19 protein-coding genes are annotated in these 16259 nt (G+C 65.3%); 9 read left to right on the top strand and 10 right to left on the bottom strand.

The window, feature by feature from the left end:
* The first annotated feature begins 34 nt into the window (after positions 1-34).
* Entirely contained in the window at positions 35-1297 is a 1263-nt protein-coding gene (locus LOC56_RS10260; protein WP_229952154.1) for an alpha/beta hydrolase family protein, read from the top strand.
* Between the two features lie 7 nt (positions 1298-1304).
* Here the strand turns inward: LOC56_RS10260 and LOC56_RS10255 are convergent, their stop codons facing one another.
* Positions 1305-2039, bottom strand: coding sequence for a CPBP family intramembrane glutamic endopeptidase (locus LOC56_RS10255; RefSeq protein ID WP_229952153.1), 735 nt, complete (start codon positions 2037-2039; stop codon positions 1305-1307).
* 276 nt (positions 2040-2315) lie between these two features.
* On the opposite strand from LOC56_RS10255, the gene LOC56_RS10250 reads away from it, so the two are divergent.
* Complete coding sequence (locus LOC56_RS10250; RefSeq protein ID WP_229952152.1) at positions 2316-3044, top strand: class I SAM-dependent methyltransferase; 729 nt, start codon at positions 2316-2318, stop codon at positions 3042-3044.
* Positions 3045-3076: 32 nt separating this feature from the next.
* Here the strand turns inward: LOC56_RS10250 and LOC56_RS10245 are convergent, their stop codons facing one another.
* From LOC56_RS10245 to LOC56_RS10230, 4 genes are all read right to left on the bottom strand, one after another.
* A complete protein-coding gene (locus LOC56_RS10245) occupies positions 3077-3313 on the bottom strand; it encodes a hypothetical protein (RefSeq protein WP_229952151.1) in 237 nt (78 codons plus the stop codon).
* A 303-nt stretch (positions 3314-3616) separates the two neighbouring features.
* Positions 3617-4126 (bottom strand): Cys-tRNA(Pro) deacylase, encoded by a 510-nt coding sequence (gene ybaK, locus LOC56_RS10240; protein WP_229952150.1) that lies wholly within the window; start codon positions 4124-4126, stop codon positions 3617-3619.
* A 44-nt stretch (positions 4127-4170) separates the two neighbouring features.
* On the bottom strand, positions 4171-4647 hold the full coding sequence (locus LOC56_RS10235) for a SufE family protein (protein ID WP_229952149.1): 477 nt from the start codon (positions 4645-4647) through the stop codon (positions 4171-4173).
* 25 nt (positions 4648-4672) lie between these two features.
* Positions 4673-5572, bottom strand: a complete 900-nt coding sequence (locus LOC56_RS10230) for a sulfurtransferase (protein ID WP_229952148.1) — start codon at positions 5570-5572, stop codon at positions 4673-4675.
* Positions 5573-6000: 428 nt separating this feature from the next.
* Between LOC56_RS10230 and LOC56_RS10225 the strand changes: the two genes are divergently transcribed.
* The gene (locus tag LOC56_RS10225) at positions 6001-7812 is read left to right on the top strand and encodes an HNH endonuclease (protein WP_229952147.1); all 1812 of its coding nucleotides are present in this window, start codon (positions 6001-6003) and stop codon (positions 7810-7812) included.
* Positions 7813-7868: 56 nt separating this feature from the next.
* Here the strand turns inward: LOC56_RS10225 and LOC56_RS10220 are convergent, their stop codons facing one another.
* A complete protein-coding gene (locus tag LOC56_RS10220; RefSeq protein WP_229952146.1) occupies positions 7869-8375 on the bottom strand; it encodes a hypothetical protein in 507 nt (168 codons plus the stop codon).
* A gap of 154 nt (positions 8376-8529) precedes the next feature.
* Between LOC56_RS10220 and zapE the strand changes: the two genes are divergently transcribed.
* Positions 8530-9567 (top strand): cell division protein ZapE, encoded by a 1038-nt coding sequence (gene zapE / locus LOC56_RS10215; RefSeq protein WP_229952145.1) that lies wholly within the window; start codon positions 8530-8532, stop codon positions 9565-9567.
* 80 nt (positions 9568-9647) lie between these two features.
* Here zapE and LOC56_RS10210 read toward each other — a convergent pair whose 3' ends face one another.
* The gene (locus LOC56_RS10210; RefSeq protein ID WP_229952144.1) at positions 9648-9902 is read right to left on the bottom strand and encodes an antitoxin; all 255 of its coding nucleotides are present in this window, start codon (positions 9900-9902) and stop codon (positions 9648-9650) included.
* A 104-nt stretch (positions 9903-10006) separates the two neighbouring features.
* Positions 10007-11278 carry a ScyD/ScyE family protein gene (locus LOC56_RS10205; protein WP_229952143.1) on the bottom strand — a complete coding sequence of 424 codons (1272 nt, stop codon included), beginning with the start codon at positions 11276-11278 and terminating at the stop codon, positions 10007-10009.
* Between the two features lie 356 nt (positions 11279-11634).
* On the opposite strand from LOC56_RS10205, the gene LOC56_RS10200 reads away from it, so the two are divergent.
* Positions 11635-11931: a hypothetical protein gene (locus tag LOC56_RS10200; RefSeq protein ID WP_229952142.1), complete on the top strand. Its 297-nt coding sequence runs from the start codon at positions 11635-11637 to the stop codon at positions 11929-11931.
* 24 nt (positions 11932-11955) lie between these two features.
* Positions 11956-12567 carry a CPBP family glutamic-type intramembrane protease gene (locus LOC56_RS10195; protein WP_229952141.1) on the top strand — a complete coding sequence of 204 codons (612 nt, stop codon included), beginning with the start codon at positions 11956-11958 and terminating at the stop codon, positions 12565-12567.
* Between the two features lie 23 nt (positions 12568-12590).
* Here the strand turns inward: LOC56_RS10195 and LOC56_RS10190 are convergent, their stop codons facing one another.
* Positions 12591-13448 (bottom strand): NAD(P)H-binding protein, encoded by an 858-nt coding sequence (locus LOC56_RS10190; protein ID WP_229952140.1) that lies wholly within the window; start codon positions 13446-13448, stop codon positions 12591-12593.
* A 42-nt stretch (positions 13449-13490) separates the two neighbouring features.
* Between LOC56_RS10190 and LOC56_RS10185 the strand changes: the two genes are divergently transcribed.
* The 3 genes from LOC56_RS10185 (at position 13491) to LOC56_RS10175 (ending at position 15330) form a co-directional block, all read left to right on the top strand.
* Positions 13491-14204, top strand: a complete 714-nt coding sequence (locus LOC56_RS10185; RefSeq protein ID WP_229952139.1) for a hypothetical protein — start codon at positions 13491-13493, stop codon at positions 14202-14204.
* A gap of 118 nt (positions 14205-14322) precedes the next feature.
* Complete coding sequence (locus tag LOC56_RS10180; protein ID WP_229952138.1) at positions 14323-14769, top strand: hypothetical protein; 447 nt, start codon at positions 14323-14325, stop codon at positions 14767-14769.
* Between the two features lie 39 nt (positions 14770-14808).
* Complete coding sequence (locus LOC56_RS10175; protein ID WP_229952137.1) at positions 14809-15330, top strand: SRPBCC family protein; 522 nt, start codon at positions 14809-14811, stop codon at positions 15328-15330.
* Here LOC56_RS10175 and LOC56_RS10170 read toward each other — a convergent pair.
* Complete coding sequence (locus tag LOC56_RS10170; RefSeq protein ID WP_229952265.1) at positions 15299-16237, bottom strand: GNAT family N-acetyltransferase; 939 nt, start codon at positions 16235-16237, stop codon at positions 15299-15301. The genes LOC56_RS10175 and LOC56_RS10170 overlap by 32 nt on opposite strands.
* Between the last annotated feature and the right edge of the window lie 22 nt (positions 16238-16259).

The following is a 16259-nucleotide window of genomic DNA, read 5'->3' as shown; positions in this document are numbered from 1 at the left end:
CACGGACCCGGCACCCATCCGGTAAAAATGTTCTATGGCTATCTCTGTTCCTTCCGATGCGTCCTCCGGCTCCACCCCGGTTCTCTCGGTTCCGTGGGTCCGTTGGACGGCGTTCGGCGCCGGCGTCGGTGCTGCGGCTTCCACCGCCGTCGTAGCGGCCGCCTCCGGCCTTGGCATCTACTTCGCGCGCCAAGTGGTCACCCCGGCCCGCACGCGGGACGCGAACCTGGAGATCCTGGCGGTCCCGGACAGCGAACACGGCCGGCAGGTCATCCTGCCGGCAAACCTGGACACCACTGTCGAAGGCACGTACAGCCTGTACTTCGACAACGGCGACGGGCATGCCCGGATCGGAGCCATCCGTTCCTACGTGCCGCGTGAGGGCACGGTGCAGCGGGATGTGGAAGAGGTGTACAGCGGCGACCTGAGCAAGGCGCGGCGCGGCTGGTGGAGCGGTTCCATCTACCCCTCGCCGGCCGCCGTCGGGCTTCCCGAGGAGGAAGTCGACATCCCGGTCGAAAACGGAACCGCACCGGCCTGGCTGGTGCGTACTCCCGGTGCCGACACGTGGGCCATCATGGTCCACGGACGCGGCGCGCGGCGGACCGAATGCCTGCGGGCGCTGCGTACCGCCCGCGAAGCCGGGCTCACCAGCCTGGTGATTTCCTACCGGAACGACGGCGAGGCCCCCTACGCCTCCGACGGCCGGTACGGGCTGGGCCTGACCGAGTGGCAGGATGTGGAGGCGGCTATCCGCTACGCCCTGGACCACGGAGCCAAAGACGTGGTGCTGTTCGGCTGGTCCATGGGCGGGGCGATCAGCCTGCAGGCTGCGGACCGCTCGCCGCTGCGCCGGTACATCCGCGCCATGGTGCTGGACGGGCCGGTGATCAACTGGGTGGACGTGCTGGCCCACCATGCCCGGGTGAACCGGATTCCCGCGCAGGCCGGCCGGCTGGGCCAGTGGCTGATCTCCAACGCTGCCGGCCGGGCACTGACCGGACTGGCGGCTCCGCTGGACCTCAAGAGCATGGACTGGGTGACGCGTGCGGAGGAAATCCGGATCCCTACCCTGATCCTGCACAGCAAGGACGACGACTTCGTGCCGTACGGGCCGTCTGCGGAACTGGCGGAGAAAAACCCGGACGTCATCACCTTCGAGGCCTTCACCAAGGCCCGGCACACCAAGGAATACAACGTGGATCCCGAGCGGTGGGAGCGCGTGGTCCTGGGCTGGCTCAACGACGCCCTGGGCCGCACCCGGCATCCCTCGGAGCACCGCCTAGACGCGGAGTAGCGGGTAGCTAGATCGCGGTAAGGACTACAAGGGTGACGAGGGCGTTGCTTGCGGCGTGAAGCAGAATCGGGGCCCAGATGTTCCCGTGGAAGCGCCGCAGCAGTGCCAGCGCAAGGCCCAGCATAAAGAGGTAGGCGAATCCCACCAGGACCAGGTGCACCACAGCGAAGAGTGCTGCGGACAGGACGACGGCCGCGAAGGGCCGGAAGCGCCGTGAGAGCCCGTCGAGGAGGGCGCCCCGGAACAGGACTTCCTCCCACAGCGGCGTCAGGACCGTGACGACAAGCACGACGACGGCGGTCAGCGGAGTGGACAGGCCGCCGAGGTCCTTCAGCGGGTCGCTGGTGGATCGGGCCGTGGTCGTATCGAAGTCGATGAGGGACAGCAGTCCGAGGAACAGGCCCTGCGCCAGCATGCACACGATGATCGCTACGGGGATCTGCCACAGCAGGTGCAGTATTCTCAGCCCGGGCGGGCGAAACCCGAGGTCCGCCGGTGTCAGCGAATTGCGGCGGAACAGATGGACGTAGACGGCCAGCATCGCTGCAGCCGTGACGGAGCCGAAGGCAGCGGTGAGAAGCGTCGCCAGGGTGAAGTCAACGACGCCGGAGAGTCCGAGTGCGACCAGTGCGCCGGAGGCCGCAAGAATGTACAGGGCGACGAACATCGACGCCCAGGCGGCCTGCCCGAGGGTGACCACGGGTCGCTGGCCGGCGGGCTGGTGTGTTTCGCTGACTGACAACAAGGTTCCCCCGATGATGGTGCTGGTGTGGCCCGCCAGCGCGATGGCGTTGGTTCATCCTGCCATCACTACCGGTAGTTTTCCTGCGCTTTGGGACGAACCCTCCGGTTTGTGACAATCCCTGCGCAGCGCGGCGCAGGAAAATGCACAAACCGCAGGGAAATGCACAAACCGCAGGGAAATTCAGGCCAGGCGTCGGACCGGACCCAGGGCAGAGTCAGCGCCGGCACAGAGTAGGTTAAAGGCGCACTGACACATTTACGGGGGAAACAAAAAATGCAGGACCAACAGGGGACCGCGCCACTGGACGACTTTTTCCCGGCCTGGAACCAAGGCGCACATCCTGAGCTGTACGAGGTGGAGAACCGGGCCTTTGACCGCGAAGGGACGGTCTGGGACGCACTTGCCCGCCTCGCGCCCTGGGCCGGACGGACTCTCCTCGATCTCGGCTGCGGCACCGGCTTCTGGCTGCCGCGCTATGCCGAACTCGCAAAGTCGGTCATCGGCGTCGAACCCGACCCGGAGCTGCTCGCGGCCGCCCGGTCCAGGCCCGGGGGAGCCGAGGTCCTGCACGGCTCGGCCGAACACATCCCGCTCCCGGACGCCTCGGTGGATGTTGTCCATGCCCGGTTCGCGTACTTCTTTCCTTCGCCCCAGAACGACTGCACGGCGGGGCTGGAGGAGGTCCTGCGGGTCCTGCGTCCTGGCGGATCGCTGGTCGTCGTCGACAACGACCAGCACGACGGCGACTTTGCCGCCCTGCTTGAGGCGGCCAACGCATCGGCGCATCAGGGCGAGGGCAAGTACATCAAAGATTGGTGGGCGCAGCAGGGTGCCACCACATCCCTGGTCATGAGCAGCTGGACCTTTGATAGTCCTCAGGACCTGGTTGACGTGATCAGCATGGAATTCCCCAACGGGACGGCCGATGAATGGCTAGCACAGGAACCGCAGCGCGTCCGGCTCAGCTACGGCTACGCGCTGCACCACCTTCGGAAGCACTAACGCAAGAAAGCAGGAGGCAGCCGCCGGCTGATTCAGTCGATCTTCTGGTAGGACAAAACCTCTGGTGTCCAGCTAATGCCGGCGGCGTCAAAGAACCCGCTCAGCGACCGGGTCGCCTGTCCCATCTCAAACGAGAAGCGTCCTCCCTGTGCCAGTTCCTCCGCTATGGCATTGTTTGCGTCCTTGCCGGCTCCGCCGGTGAACACCAGAGCCCCGCAATCGGAAGTGCTGATCTCGACATCCGGCGTGGACCAGGAACGACGGCCCATGGGATTACCATCATCTGCTACGGCACCAGTTACAGTGCATTCGATTCGATCCCGATGGCCGTCGTCGTAGGCGCCTAGAGCCCACGCTCCAACCGAACTCAACAAGATGACGACCGCCAATATGGATACGGTTCCCCAGAAAAGCAGGTTGCTCAAGAACGATCTCGGCGGGCTTTTTGGCAGATCCGCTGAGGCAGTACCCTGTGTCAGCTCTTTCAGCCGTCTCGCTCTTCTTTCACCCAATTCGCCGGTTCCCCATACTCATCTGGCCTGTTTAGTGCAAGAGAAGCATAACCGGTTCCGTCACGAAGGCACCGTACCGATCGGCGCCGCGACGGCGTGGGTGAGGCGGAGCAGGTCAAACGGCGAGAGCCCGATCTGCAGGCCCCGCCGGCCGCCCGATACATACACCGTGTCCAGCAGTTCCACCCGGGAATCGATTCCTGCGGGGGAAGAGTGCTTCTGGCCCAGCGGCGAAATGCCGCCCACCATGTAGCCGGTCCGCCGCTCCGCGTCCCGGCGGTCGGCCATCACGGCCTTGCGCGCACCCATCAGCGCGGCGAACTTCTTCAGGTCCAGGTTCAGGGCCACCGGAACCATGGCCACGGCGAGGTGCCCGCCCAGGTCCACCATCAGCGTCTTGTAGACAGCTTCGGGCGGCACGCCGAGCTTCTCCGCGGCTTCCATCCCGTACGACGGCGCGCCGGCGTCGTGCTCATAGTGACGCACCGTGTACGTAACCCCGGCGTCGTCCAGTACCTTGGTGGCCGGCGTCGCGCCCTTCCCCGAATGCTTGTCCCGGTGTCCTGACATGGCTGCGCCTCCTGTGCTTCTGCGGCCGGCGCACACCCGGCCGGCTACGGCTGCGCCGGCAGCTGTGCCAGTTTCTCGTGCTGGGCGAGCCGGCGCTTGATGCGTCCCAGCATGGCGGACATTCCGCGCATGCGCAGCGGGGTGATGGCCCGCGTGAGGCCCAGACGGTCAGGAACATCGGCGGGAACGGCCAGGATGTCCGCGGCCGGAAGACCGTTCAGGCCTTCGTAAAGCACGCTCGCGAAGCCACGGGTGGTGGGAGCCTCCCGCGGTGCCTTGAAGAACAGCGATACTCGGTGCTCGGGGGAGTCATCCACATCCAAGCTGAGGAACACCGGCGACTGGCATTCCACTACCTGTTCCAGGAGCTCGGGCCGGTCGGCGATTTCGGCCGGCAGGTCGGGCAGGCTGCGGGAGAACTCCAGCAGCAGCTCCAGCCGGTCGGATTCCTCCATCGCCTGGAAGTCGTCGATGATCTCGGCCAGGGAATCCGGGACGGCGTTTTCGGGTGTGGCAGTCATGCGTAATTCTCTCTTACTTAGGACTTCAGCTGGGGGCGTTGCCGGGTTCTTCGCCGCGGGCAATCGGTACGCGCACGGCATTGCCCCATTCGGTCCAGGAACCGTCGTAGTTGCGCACGGACTCGAAGCCGAGCAGGTGCTTGAGCACAAACCAGGTATGGCTGGAACGTTCGCCGATGCGGCAGTAGGCCACGACGTCGTCGCCTTCCTTCAGCCCGGCGTCGTCCTTGTAGAGCGCTTCGAGTTCCTCGCGTGCGCGGAAGGTTCCGTCATCGGCTGCAGCCTTGCTCCACGGGACGGACTTCGCGGTGGGGATGTGCCCGCCCTTCATGGCGCCCTCGTCCATGTAGTCGGGCATGTGGGTGCGTTCGCCCGTGTATTCGGCGGGGGAGCGGACATCGATCAGCGGGCCCTTGCCCAGGTGTCCGACGACGTCGGGGAGGAACGCGCGGATCTTCTCGTCGTCGCGCTCCACCACGGGGTATTCGGTGGGTTCCACGGTGACCTTGTCCGTGGTCACCGGCCGGCCTTCTGCAATCCACTTGTCGCGGCCGCCGTCCAGCAGCCGAACGTCCTCGTGGCCGAAGAGGGTGAAGACCCACAGGGCGTAGGCGGCCCACCAGTTGCTCTTGTCGCCGTAGATCACCACGGTGGAGTCCCGGGTGATGCCCTTGCGGGCCATCAGCTGGGCGAAGGCCTTGCCGTCTACGAAGTCCCGCGTATCGGCATCGTTGAGGTCGGTGTGCCAGTCGATCTTCCGTGCGCCGGGGATGTGTCCCGTTTCGTACAGCAGGATGTCCTCGTTGGATTCAAGGACCACCAGGTTCTCAGCGTCCAGGTTCTCTGCCAGCCACTGTGTGGAGACCAGCCGTTCCGGATGGGCATAGGCGGAGAACTTGGGGCTGCTGTCAGCTGCGATCGACATACGCGAAACTTCTTTCCTCGGCAATTGGGCTTCTATCTAGCCTAACGATGACGGGGGCCGAAAACTTCCATGGGCTGAACCTGGGAGGGTGAAGCTATTCGGCACGCTGTCCCACGGTTTGGGGTTGCTGGTGCCTGCTGAGGCCCCACCGGCCCCAGCAGCACCACTCGGTGGGATGCTGTGCTGCCGCCCTGGGCAGGTGCCATACGCCAGCTTCCCGGCGCACCGGAGGGCCGAGTCAGAGGGCCTGAGGGCCATATTCGGTTGGGGCATGTGTGGTCCTGCTGCTGGTCCTGCTGCCAGGTCAAAATGCCCGGTTTTCTCAGCACGTAGTCGTCTCAAAAAGACGCGTATTTTAGGTTTTCGCGGAGGCTCGTTTGAGCCTGTTTTCAGCCCGGAAATGTCAGTGCGGGATGAAATCCTGAGGTATGGATCAGCTCGGGAACACCGAACGGATAACAGAAGAGCAGGGCAGCGAAGACCAGCAGCCGGATGGCACCGCTGGTGAAACGGATGCGCCCCGTGCGGCCTGCACCCTGTCGGTGTACCGGGCTGACCTGGCTGACCTGGCGGCCGAGCCTGTCGGGACCGCTGAGCCTGCCGGGCCTGCCGGGCCTGTTGACGCGAGTGGCGACACTTCCACCGCCACCACTGCCGACGCCGACGCCGACGCCGGCCATCCCGTTCCGGAGACCGGTAGCTCCAATCCCGGTGTCACTCCGAACGAAGCTGCCGAGGACACGTCCACTCCCGACGACGCAGAAACCGCATCTACAGAGCCAGATGGCGCTGACCGCGTGGGCCCGGTTGGAGAGGCTGCCGGCGGTTTCCCGGACGGTTTCACCGGGACACTGGCGCTGCAGAACCTCGAGTCCTTCGACGAGTCCATGGTCGCGGAAACGCTCGGCCGGGTGGCGCACCTGATTTCCTGGGGGCAGGCCCTGGAGGCCCGCCTGGTGAATCGGATGGAAGAGATCTTCCGGGAGGACTTCCACGCCGCTTCGGGGCGGCTCGAGCCCGGGATGGCGTTTAGCTTGGCTGCGTCCGAGTGCGCGGCCATCCTGAATCTCCCGCAGGTCACGGCCCAGCGGATGATGTTCGAAGCGGGCAGGCTGTGCGGGACCCATACCGCCACCCTGACCGCCTTGGAAGAAGGACAGCTGAGTTACCAGCACGCGCAGGTGGTGCTGGAACAATGCCAGAACGTTCCCGCCAAGGTGCTCCCGGAATTCGAGGCCGACCTGCTGGCGGCAGCGGAGGGCCAGACCCGGTCCCAGTTCTCAGCCAAGGCCCGCCGGCTGCGCGAGAAAAAGTTTCCGGAGACCATCAGCAAACGGCATTTGAGTGCGTTCGAGCAGCGCAAGGTCACCCTGGACCGGGAAGAGGACGGCATGTCCTGCCTGTCCGCCTATCTGCAGGCGGCAGAAGCCCAGCAGATCTATACGACGCTCAGCACTGCCGCACGGGGTGAACAGGTAGCCGGCGATTCCCGGACCACGGACCAACTGCGTGCCGACATCCTCGCCCAGCTGCTGATGGGTGGGTTCGGTTCAACCGGTGCTGGCGGGGTGGGCGGCGCAGTCGGTGAGAGCGGAACCGGCGGTGGCGCGGCACCAGGTGCGCGCGGAACCGGTAGAGATGGGGCAGGACCGGACGAGGGAATTGTCCCGCGGGCGGAAATCATGGTGCTGATCAGCGCCGAAACCCTCTTCGGCGCCGACGACCAGCCGGCGGAACTGCACGGCTACGGGCCCATCAGCGCCGAAGAAGCCCGCAGGCTGGCCCGCAACGCCGTCGGTTGGACCGGATTGGCCCAGGACCCTCGTACCGGCGAAATCCTTGGGGTAGGGAGGCGGCGGAAGGTACCGGCCGGGCTCCGCCGTTGGCTCCGTGCCCGGGACGGAACCTGCAGGTTCCCCGGTTGCCGGGTCAGTACCGCGAACGCGGACATTGACCACACCGTTGATTGGGCCCGAGGCGGATCCACCGACCACGGCAACCTGGAACACCTGTGCCGCCGTCACCACCGGTTCAAGACCCTCGGGTATTGGAAGGCAAACCAGCCCGTGCCCGGGGTGATCGTGTGGACCTCGCCGACCGGACGCGTCTACCGCACGGAACCTTTCCTGGAACTTGGCTTACCGGACACGGCACCGAATCCGGGTATGCACTCCACCCGAGAGGGACAGGGGGAGTCAGACCTGGAAAATTCGTTGCAGGAACAGGTGCCGCCGTTCTGACCCGATCCCCTCAGAGATGCAGACGGGCATCCGTTACGGTCGCCGCGGGGCAGCGTTCAGGCGGCGCCTCTGCGGCGCCGCCGCCGGTGCAGGGAATGTGCCGGCGCGAGTGCACCTGCAGCACCTAGTGCCCCTGGAGCGGGCGTCTCCGGCGGAAGGCGCAGCGCCAGCACGACGACGGCGGCACCGATTCCAACGAACACCGCCTCCAGCGGCTGGTACTCGACGAACGCTATTTCCCAAGCCTCGAGACCGATCAGGGCGAGGCCGGCCGCCAGAGAAACCGGCCGGGCAGCCCGGTGGCGTCGAAGGTGCAGCATCCCAGCGGTGAGGTAACCGCCGCCGCAACCCATCGCAAGGAGGAGGCCCGGAAGCCGCCAGTCCCGAAACGGGGTCCGCCGCAGCACGGACGGATCAGCGTGCAGGAAGGAGCCGTCGGGGCGCAGAGCCAGCAGAATGCCGCCACCAAGGGCTGCCCCAGCCGTGCCGAACTCCAGTCCCATCAAAGCCCGTTCTTCGGACGGATACGCTGAAGCGCCTACCGTGTCCTGGTGCCGCGTCATGCTCCGACTATGGACCGCAGACACAGCCGCAGTCCACCGGCGGCAGTTCCAAATTCCCGGACGCGTTGGCGTATCGTTGCGAGGGCGGCAGAACGCCGCGGAACCGGCACGTGTGGTGCCGGATGCAGGCATCAAACGGACGGAAAAGCGCGCAGTGGCACAACTCGAGCACCTGACAGAACGGACTCCCCAGGTATCGGTGGATGAACTGCTGCAGGGATTCTTCCCCTCGCCCCGGTTCGGCAGCGTGTCTTTTGATTCCTACCGGCCCGATCCCGAACAGCCCTCCCAGGCCAAAGCCGTGGGTGCGATGCGTTCCTTCGCGGCCGACGTCGACGTCCCCGAACCGAGCGGCCTCCGTAAGTTCTTCGGCGGCAAGAAGCCCGAAACCAAGGCCGGGTTCTACCTGGACGGCGGATTCGGCGTCGGCAAGACCCACCTGCTGGCCTCGCTCTGGCATGCCGTGGAAGGGCCTAAGGCCTTCGGCACGTTTGTGGAGTACACCAACCTCGTCGGTGCGCTTACCTTCCGTAAGACAGTGGAGGCGCTGAGCGCTTACAAGCTGGTCTGCATTGACGAATTCGAGCTCGACGATCCGGGCGACACAGTGCTGATGTCCCGCCTGATGCGCGAACTGGCCGACGCCGGCGTGAAGCTTGCGGCTACGTCCAACACCCTGCCGGGTTCCTTGGGTGAGGGCCGCTTTGCCGCAGTCGACTTCCAGCGCGAGATCCAGGTGCTGGCGGACCAGTTCGACGTCGTCCGCATCGACGGTGAGGACTACCGCCACCGCGGTCTGCCTGAGTCGCCGCAGCCGCTGCAGGACGGGGAACTGGAAGCCCGGATGGAAACCGAATTCTCCGGCCGGACCGTCGCTGTTGATGACTTCTCCGAACTCATCAACCATCTTTCCCAGGTCCACCCGAGCCGGTACCGGCAGCTGCTCGACGGGGTGGAAGCGGTTGCCTGGCACAACGTGCAGACCATCACCGAACAGTCCGTTGCGCTGCGCTTTGTGGTGCTCGCTGACCGGCTGTACGACAAGGATGTGCCGATCCTGGCCAGCGGGGTGCCGTTCGACCAGCTGTTCACCAAGGAAATGATGGCGGGCGGGTACATGAAGAAGTATTTCCGCGCCGTTTCCCGCCTGACCGCGCTGGCCCGCGAAGGCCAGACGGGCGAAGCGTCATAGGGCTGCTCCTTTAAACGGCGGAAGCGCCGGTGCCGCCTCTCGGCGGGACCGGCGCTTCTTTGTCGTGCTCTCGGGGCTGGTTAGGCCGGAGGCGTCTGCCCGGGACCGTTGCCGGTACCCGGCTCCCGGTTGCGGTTGGTCTTGTCAACTGCTTCCGAGGCTTTGCTCTGGAAACCATCGATCTTGCTGGAGTACTTGCGACCGGTCTTCTGGTCGACGAAGTTTCCCGCCTGATCGATGCCGCCCTTGATCTTGTCGGCATTCTGTCCAACAAATCCGGTGGCCTTTTCCTTCAGCTCACCGGCCCTGCCCTTGAGCTCGTCAAATACAGACACGGATCACCTCCTTTCACAGGGGAAACCCGCTCGTTTCCCGTTCCCCACAATCGTAGGGCTGCAAGGGGATGGAGGAAAGGACTTTCTCTGCAGGCATATCCCGACTATTCCTCCGACCCGTCGCCGCGGGCACCGTCACCCGAGTGCCGGTCAGCTCCTCCGTGGTGGTGATGGTACCCGCCGCAGTTGTCGTCCAGATCGATCCGGATGATGCTGCCGCCGGTTGCAGGAGCCGGCTCGGCCGGAGGCTCCGCAACCGGAGGTTCCTCGGTGCCTGTTCCGGCCGGGAATCCGACGAGAGCATCCACTGACGCGTACAGGGCATCACCCCGCAGTTCCAGGGCAGCCGGCTGGTTGGCCTCCAGGAACAGCTCCGGAGTGTCCGATCCGGACGGCACCACGGAGATCCGGTTGCCGAACAGTTCAGCCACGAAGATGTCGCCGTTGTCGTTGACGGCCAGTCCGGTGGCTCCCGCAAAGCCGGTGGCCACAAGCTCCGTAGCACCGGTAGATCCCTCGACCCGGAACACGGATCCCGGAGCGCCCCCTTCCGGGCCGCCCGGCAACGAGGTCACGTACAGGGCGCCGTCGGGACCGCGTTCGACGTCGGTCGGCACCGGTTCCAGGTTGTAGGTGAGTCCCACCGTGCACGCCGGCAGCCCGAACCCCGCGGCCGTTTCGGCGGTAATGGTGAGTGGAATCGGAGGCAGCACTGCGATCGTCAGGATGCCGCCGTCGTCGTTCACCTGGATGAGGGCGTTCATTCCGGCGTCGGCCACGATGGTTCCGCCGTACCTGGCGGGAAGCGAAGCCACGGGGTTGGAGTCCGGGAGTCCGGTGTAGGGAGCAGGGGCAACACCAGGCGGCAGTTGTGCAGCGCATTCGGCGGGAAGCGCCTCCTCGAAGCCGTAAGTGTTGATGCTGTCGGGGTTTTCTGCAAATTCGTAGGCGGAAATATCCGCGACCGTTTCGACGGTGCCGTTCCGGTCAACGAACTGCAGCAAGGTGACGTTGGCGACCGGGTCGTTGCTTCCGGCGCCGGTGGCAACCGTGTAATAAGTAGCTCCGCGGTCGCGGGAAACGGAACCGGGGGAATAGCCGTCGGGTGCCGTTGCGAGGACCTCGGGTTCCCCGCCGTCAGTGATGCGGGTCAGGAGCGTAGTGAATGATTGGGCGACGTCGAGGGTGCCGCCACGGCCGACGGCGAAACTCAAGGGACCGAGCAGCCCCTCGGCAACGGTGGTGACTTCCCCGGCAACAGGTACGGGGGATGGTGATGGTGGGTGGTGCCGTCCGCCGGCGGTTGCAGGTGAGGCTGCCAGCCCCAGAGCTGCGGTGGCGGCAAGAACGGCGAGTGCAGGTGATGATTTCTTCACGGTGATCTCCTCAGCATTGGTGCGGTGCAATGCGAGACTCGCCTCTTGGCCTCCCGTGGATCCCGGCCACGCCCCCGGCCAAGGCACTCAAAGCCTAGGGACGGCCGGGCTCTGCGAACACGTAGTTTTGGCACATGCGCCGGCTATGCGTTCAGAAAAACCAAGTAGTCGACGGGGTGCTGGAGCGAGTAATTTTTCGGGGCTCCGCCGTCGCTGTCCGGATGGACGCTGCCACGGTCGCGGTCACCGCCGCAACCACCGCAGCGGGCGCGGCTGCGTAGATTGCCAGGGTTTTCGTGGTGGACTGGCGTCGGTCAGCACAACTGCCCCGATGCCGATGAACGAGGACCGAACTAATGCCTGCACGCATGCTGCCTTCCGCGACGTCGTCTCCCATTTCAGGACAGGCACGACAGCCAATCGCGCGGGGACGCGCACTTCGGGCTGCGCTCCTTGGATGGGTGGTTCTCGGCGTCGGCCTTGGCACGGCCATAGGGGTCGCCGAAGCCCTGGGCCAGGCTTTTGGCTGGGGACGGCTGACCGAAGTCCTGCTCCAGGCAGTCCTGATGTCCGCCGTTGTGGTGCCCGTCGTCGTGCTGCTGCGTCAGCGGCTGGACCACCGTCGCGTTGAAGGACTCGGCCTCAGCAGGTAAGTCGCCCGGCCGCTGGCTCTGGGTGTGGCTGTGGGCGCACTCACCGGACTTCTCGTCTGGGTACCCGCCGGCCTGGCCGGGTGGATACGGGTGGAAGAGGTCGACGTTGCCGCCTTCCTGGGCTTCCTGCTCCTCAACGGCGTGGTGCTGGCCCTTTACGAGGCGCTTCCGGAGGAACTAGCCCTGCGCGGGTATGTCTGGACCAATCTGCGGGACGGCTGGGGCGTGGCGGTTGCGACGCTGGTGACCACTGCGTTGTTCCCATTCGTTGGAGTGGTGGTGGGACCGGTTCGGTGGGCTATCACCACGGTGCTGGGAGGCGACGGAGGGGGAATCGAGGTGTTCCCGGCAGGTAACGACCCGATTGTCTACATCGTGCAGCTGGTGCTGTTCGGGCTCGCGCTCGTGGCGGCCCGGCGCATCCCGGTGCCCGGCGCGTTGTTGGTGGCGGTCGCATTCCACTGGACGCAGCTGACCGTCACCCGCACGATTCTCGGGGGAACGGGATGGCTCGAATCAGGATGGACCATCATCTGGGTTGAACCGGATGCCATCGCCCTGGTCTTGGTGCACATCATTCTTGCCGGCGTTGCCTTCATAGCCGTACGCCGGCGGCTGCAGCGCCGGGCCGGCTGACGAGGCTCAGCCGGGAGCGAGTATCAGCGGACCCAGGAACGCATCGTTTCGATCAGCGGTTCGGTAGGCCTGCCGATCAGTTTGGCGAGCTCGCCGGGCGCGGGAGCCAATGCGCCGTCGCGCATATTGGCATTGAGCGTACCCAGGAAGCCTGCGGTCGCCTCATCAATTCCGAGGCCGATCAACTGTTTCTGTTCTTCCTCCGGAGTCAGGACCTCGTAGCGGACGGGGGTTCCAAGCACTTCCTGCGCGGCCGCCGCGAATTCCGTGTAGGTCCAGGCCGTATCGCCGGATAGTTCATAGGCCTTGCCTTCGTGGCCGGGAGTGCTGAGCACGACGGCGGCTGCTTGGGCATAGTCCCGGCGCGGAGCGCTGGCAATGCGCCCTGAACCCACGCTGTTGGCGACGACGCCGGTTTGCCGCGCGGCGTCGAACTCCTGCCGATGGTTTTCCGTGTACCAGCCGTGGCGCAGGAAGGTCGCCGGAACGCCGGATGCGGTGATGAGTTCCTCGGTTGCACGATGCTCCGGAGCGAGGGCGAGAATCGTCGTCGGCGCCTCAAGAACCGAGGTGTAAACCAGCTGGCGGACGCCGGCGGTCTGCGCTGCCTCGACTGCGTTTGCGTGCTGCGCAACGCGGCGTCCCGGTTCGCTCATGGAAATGAGCAGGACCTTTTCGACGCCGTCCAGCATCCCGGCTGTCGTGGCGGCGTCGTTGAGGTCAACCCGTGCGGTGCGCAGGCCGCGGGCCGCAAGCTCAGCCAGGCGGTCCTGGTTCCGGCCCAGGGCGAGAAGATCGCCCGGCGCGACGCCGCGTCCGATCAGGGAGTCGATGACGAAGCCGCCGAGCTGCCCGGTGGCACCGAAGATGGCAATGGTCATGAAGGTTCCTTTCAGGTGGGCCCGCGGGAGTGGTGAAAGACTATGCCCGGATCAGCTCCGTCGCCAGCGGGCCAGCTCGGTGACGGGACGACGCCGGCGATGCGGTCAGCAGGAGGCCGGAAGGACCACGGCGCCCTGTTCGCGAGCTGGACCGAGGCGCAGAATAAGGGCATGCCTCCGCAGGTCATTCCGATGCTGCCGTGCGCGGACATTGACGAAATAGCAGCCTTCTTCTCCGTGCTGGGGTTCGGGACCGCGTACCGGCAGACTAAGCCGAACCCCTACCTGGCCCTGGAAGGGTACGGTTTTCCGTTGCACTACTACGTGCTGGACGGGCACCGCGCCGAAGAATCACACAGCACCTGCGGGATCCTGGTGCCGGACACGGGAACGCTCTTTGACTCGTTCGCAGCAGGCCTGCAGGCTGCGTACGGCAAGCTGCCGATTTCGGGCTATCCCCGCGTCACCCGCCCGCGTCGGCGAACGAATGCCGACGGGAGGACAGGATTCAGCCTGATCGATCCGGCGGGAAACTGGATCCGAATCATGAACGAAGGCCCGGTTCCGCAGGCTGGGGCAGAGTCCTCACCACTTGGCCGAAGCCTGGACAACGCCGTAGTCCTCGCTGACAGCAAGGGCGATACGGCCCAGGCAGCCAAGATCCTATCGGGTGCCATCCGTCGTGCCGATGCCGCGGACCCCGGCATGCCCGCTGCCCGCGAGTTCCTGGCCGAGCTGGAAGAACGGATGCGGTAGGCGGCTGCACCTCGGGGCGGCAGGGAAATGGGGTAGCGTTCCCTAATCAGGACCGCCCGCGGAGAAGATGAGGGGGAAAGCCATGGCACCGCAGGCACCGGCAACCAGTGTCAGGTTTGTGGAACGTTCGCCCGGATGGCTTCGGTGGGGAGGCGGTGCCTTTCTCGCGGCCGTTGGCGCCGCGTTGGCGGTTGGGGCAGCCGACGAGTCGGTCTGGCCGCTGTATGTAGCCGCCGCAGCGTTCCTGCTCGCTGCCGGCTGGTGGTGTTTCGTTGCGCGGATTACGGTCTCGGTGGACCAGCAGGCCGTCACCCTGCGAGGACCCCTGTGGAAGCGCTCCATTAAGCGCCAAAACGTGCAGGACATCACGGTGGCCAAAGACAACGGGCAGAACACCGGTCTCGTGAACTGGCCGGTGACGCGGCACGGACGCGGCTCCCTGACGAGACTGAATATGGGCGGCGCCGGTGCTGTCACGTTCTCCGACGCCGGTGGCCACCGCTACCAGGTGGTGCTGGCTGATCTCGCGTCCGCTGAACAGATGGCACTGGCCATCGGAAACTGATCCGTGCGGCGCGCGTATCTGTATGCCACAATCTTCGACATGCCGCTCGCCTCTGTATCAACCGCCGACGGTTCGCTTCTGATTTCCTGGACGTTTTCCGTCCCGGCACAAGCCGTGTGGGCGGGGTTCACTGACGCCGCCCTTTTGTCCCAGTGGCTGGGCCGTCCCCTTCAATGCGACGCTCGGACCGGCGGAACAATCGTCGTCGACCATAGCGGAGGCTACTTGTCGCGCAGCGTCATTACTGACATGGACGAGCCTCGCCGGTTGGTCATGAGCTGGGAGTTCCCCGAGGAACCCGAATCACGGATCAGCATCCGGCTGGGGAACACGGAGGCGGGGACGGCGGTGATGGAATTCGTGCACCACGGTCTGGGGACCCTCGTCGATTCCTACGGCCCCGGCTGGATCACCCACCTGACGTACCTGGAAGCCGCCGTCGCCGGCGCCGCCATTCCTGCGGCACAGTTCTGGCCGCTGCATGCCACTTTTGAGACGTTGTATACCGCAGGCCTAGTAGCGCAACCCGTCACACGCGAACGGTTTCCTTCTGCAGGATGATTTCCGTCTCCACCGGCGTGAAGCCCAGCGCGGAGTTGATGGAACGCATCCAGACATTCCGGTCATCGCTGCTGGTCCGGACCCTGTGCACATTGCCGGATTCGACGGCCCGGTGCAGGGACGCCAGCTTCACGGCTGCTCCGAGGCCGTGGCCGCGGTGGCCGGAGACGACGAGCGTTCCTTCAATCTGTGCCGGCCGTTCAGCATCGGCTGCCGCTACCAAGCAGGTCCAGGCCGCAACATTTCCGGCTGCGTCCACGGCTATGGACTCGAACACCGTGGAACCCTGCGCGACCCAGAGGTCCATCTCATCGGCATATTCAGCGGGGGAGACGGGGGTTTCACCCCAGCCGAGCTCGCCGTTGGGCGCCTCGGCATCGACCAGGCCCTTGATCTGGCCTACCTGTTCGCGGAACCGCTCCGGGACGCCGTTGACGTACGTCAAGATCTCGTAGCCCTGCGCCGTCGTCGGCCTCGCTAGCTGCATATCCCGGAGATCAAGTTCCACGACGGTTTCAGTGGTTGCTTGGGAATAGCCCAAAGGAGAGGCGAAGGCCCGCGTGAGCGCGCCGATCTCGCTTGTGGTGGACCGGTAGGCGCTTGCCACAAACCTCGCCGTCGACGCCGGACTGGCGTCTTCCGCCGCACGGGCCAATGCCGAACCAATCCCTGCATTTTGGTGGGCGGGATCGACCCAAACGAATATCCAGGTGGTGTCCGGAGTATCGGTTGAATTCATACCGGCCGCGAAGCCAACCATCTTTGTTCCGCTCCAAGCTCCGACCAGATGGTTTCGCCATCCGTTAGGCGTGCGCCAGCCGAGACTGCGTGATTCCCTGCTGAGAGGAATCCAGCCGGGCCTTACGCTTTGGTTTGCCAGGCATTCAATGCGGTAGGCCTCGAACATAACGCGGTCTACATTGAGGTCC

Origin of the sequence: Arthrobacter sp. zg-Y179 (genome assembly GCF_020907345.1) — a bacterium.
GTDB lineage: Bacteria > Actinomycetota > Actinomycetes > Actinomycetales > Micrococcaceae > Arthrobacter_B > Arthrobacter_B jinronghuae.
The sequence above is the reverse complement of the archived record's forward strand: the minus strand, read 5'-3'. Positions and strand labels throughout refer to the sequence as shown.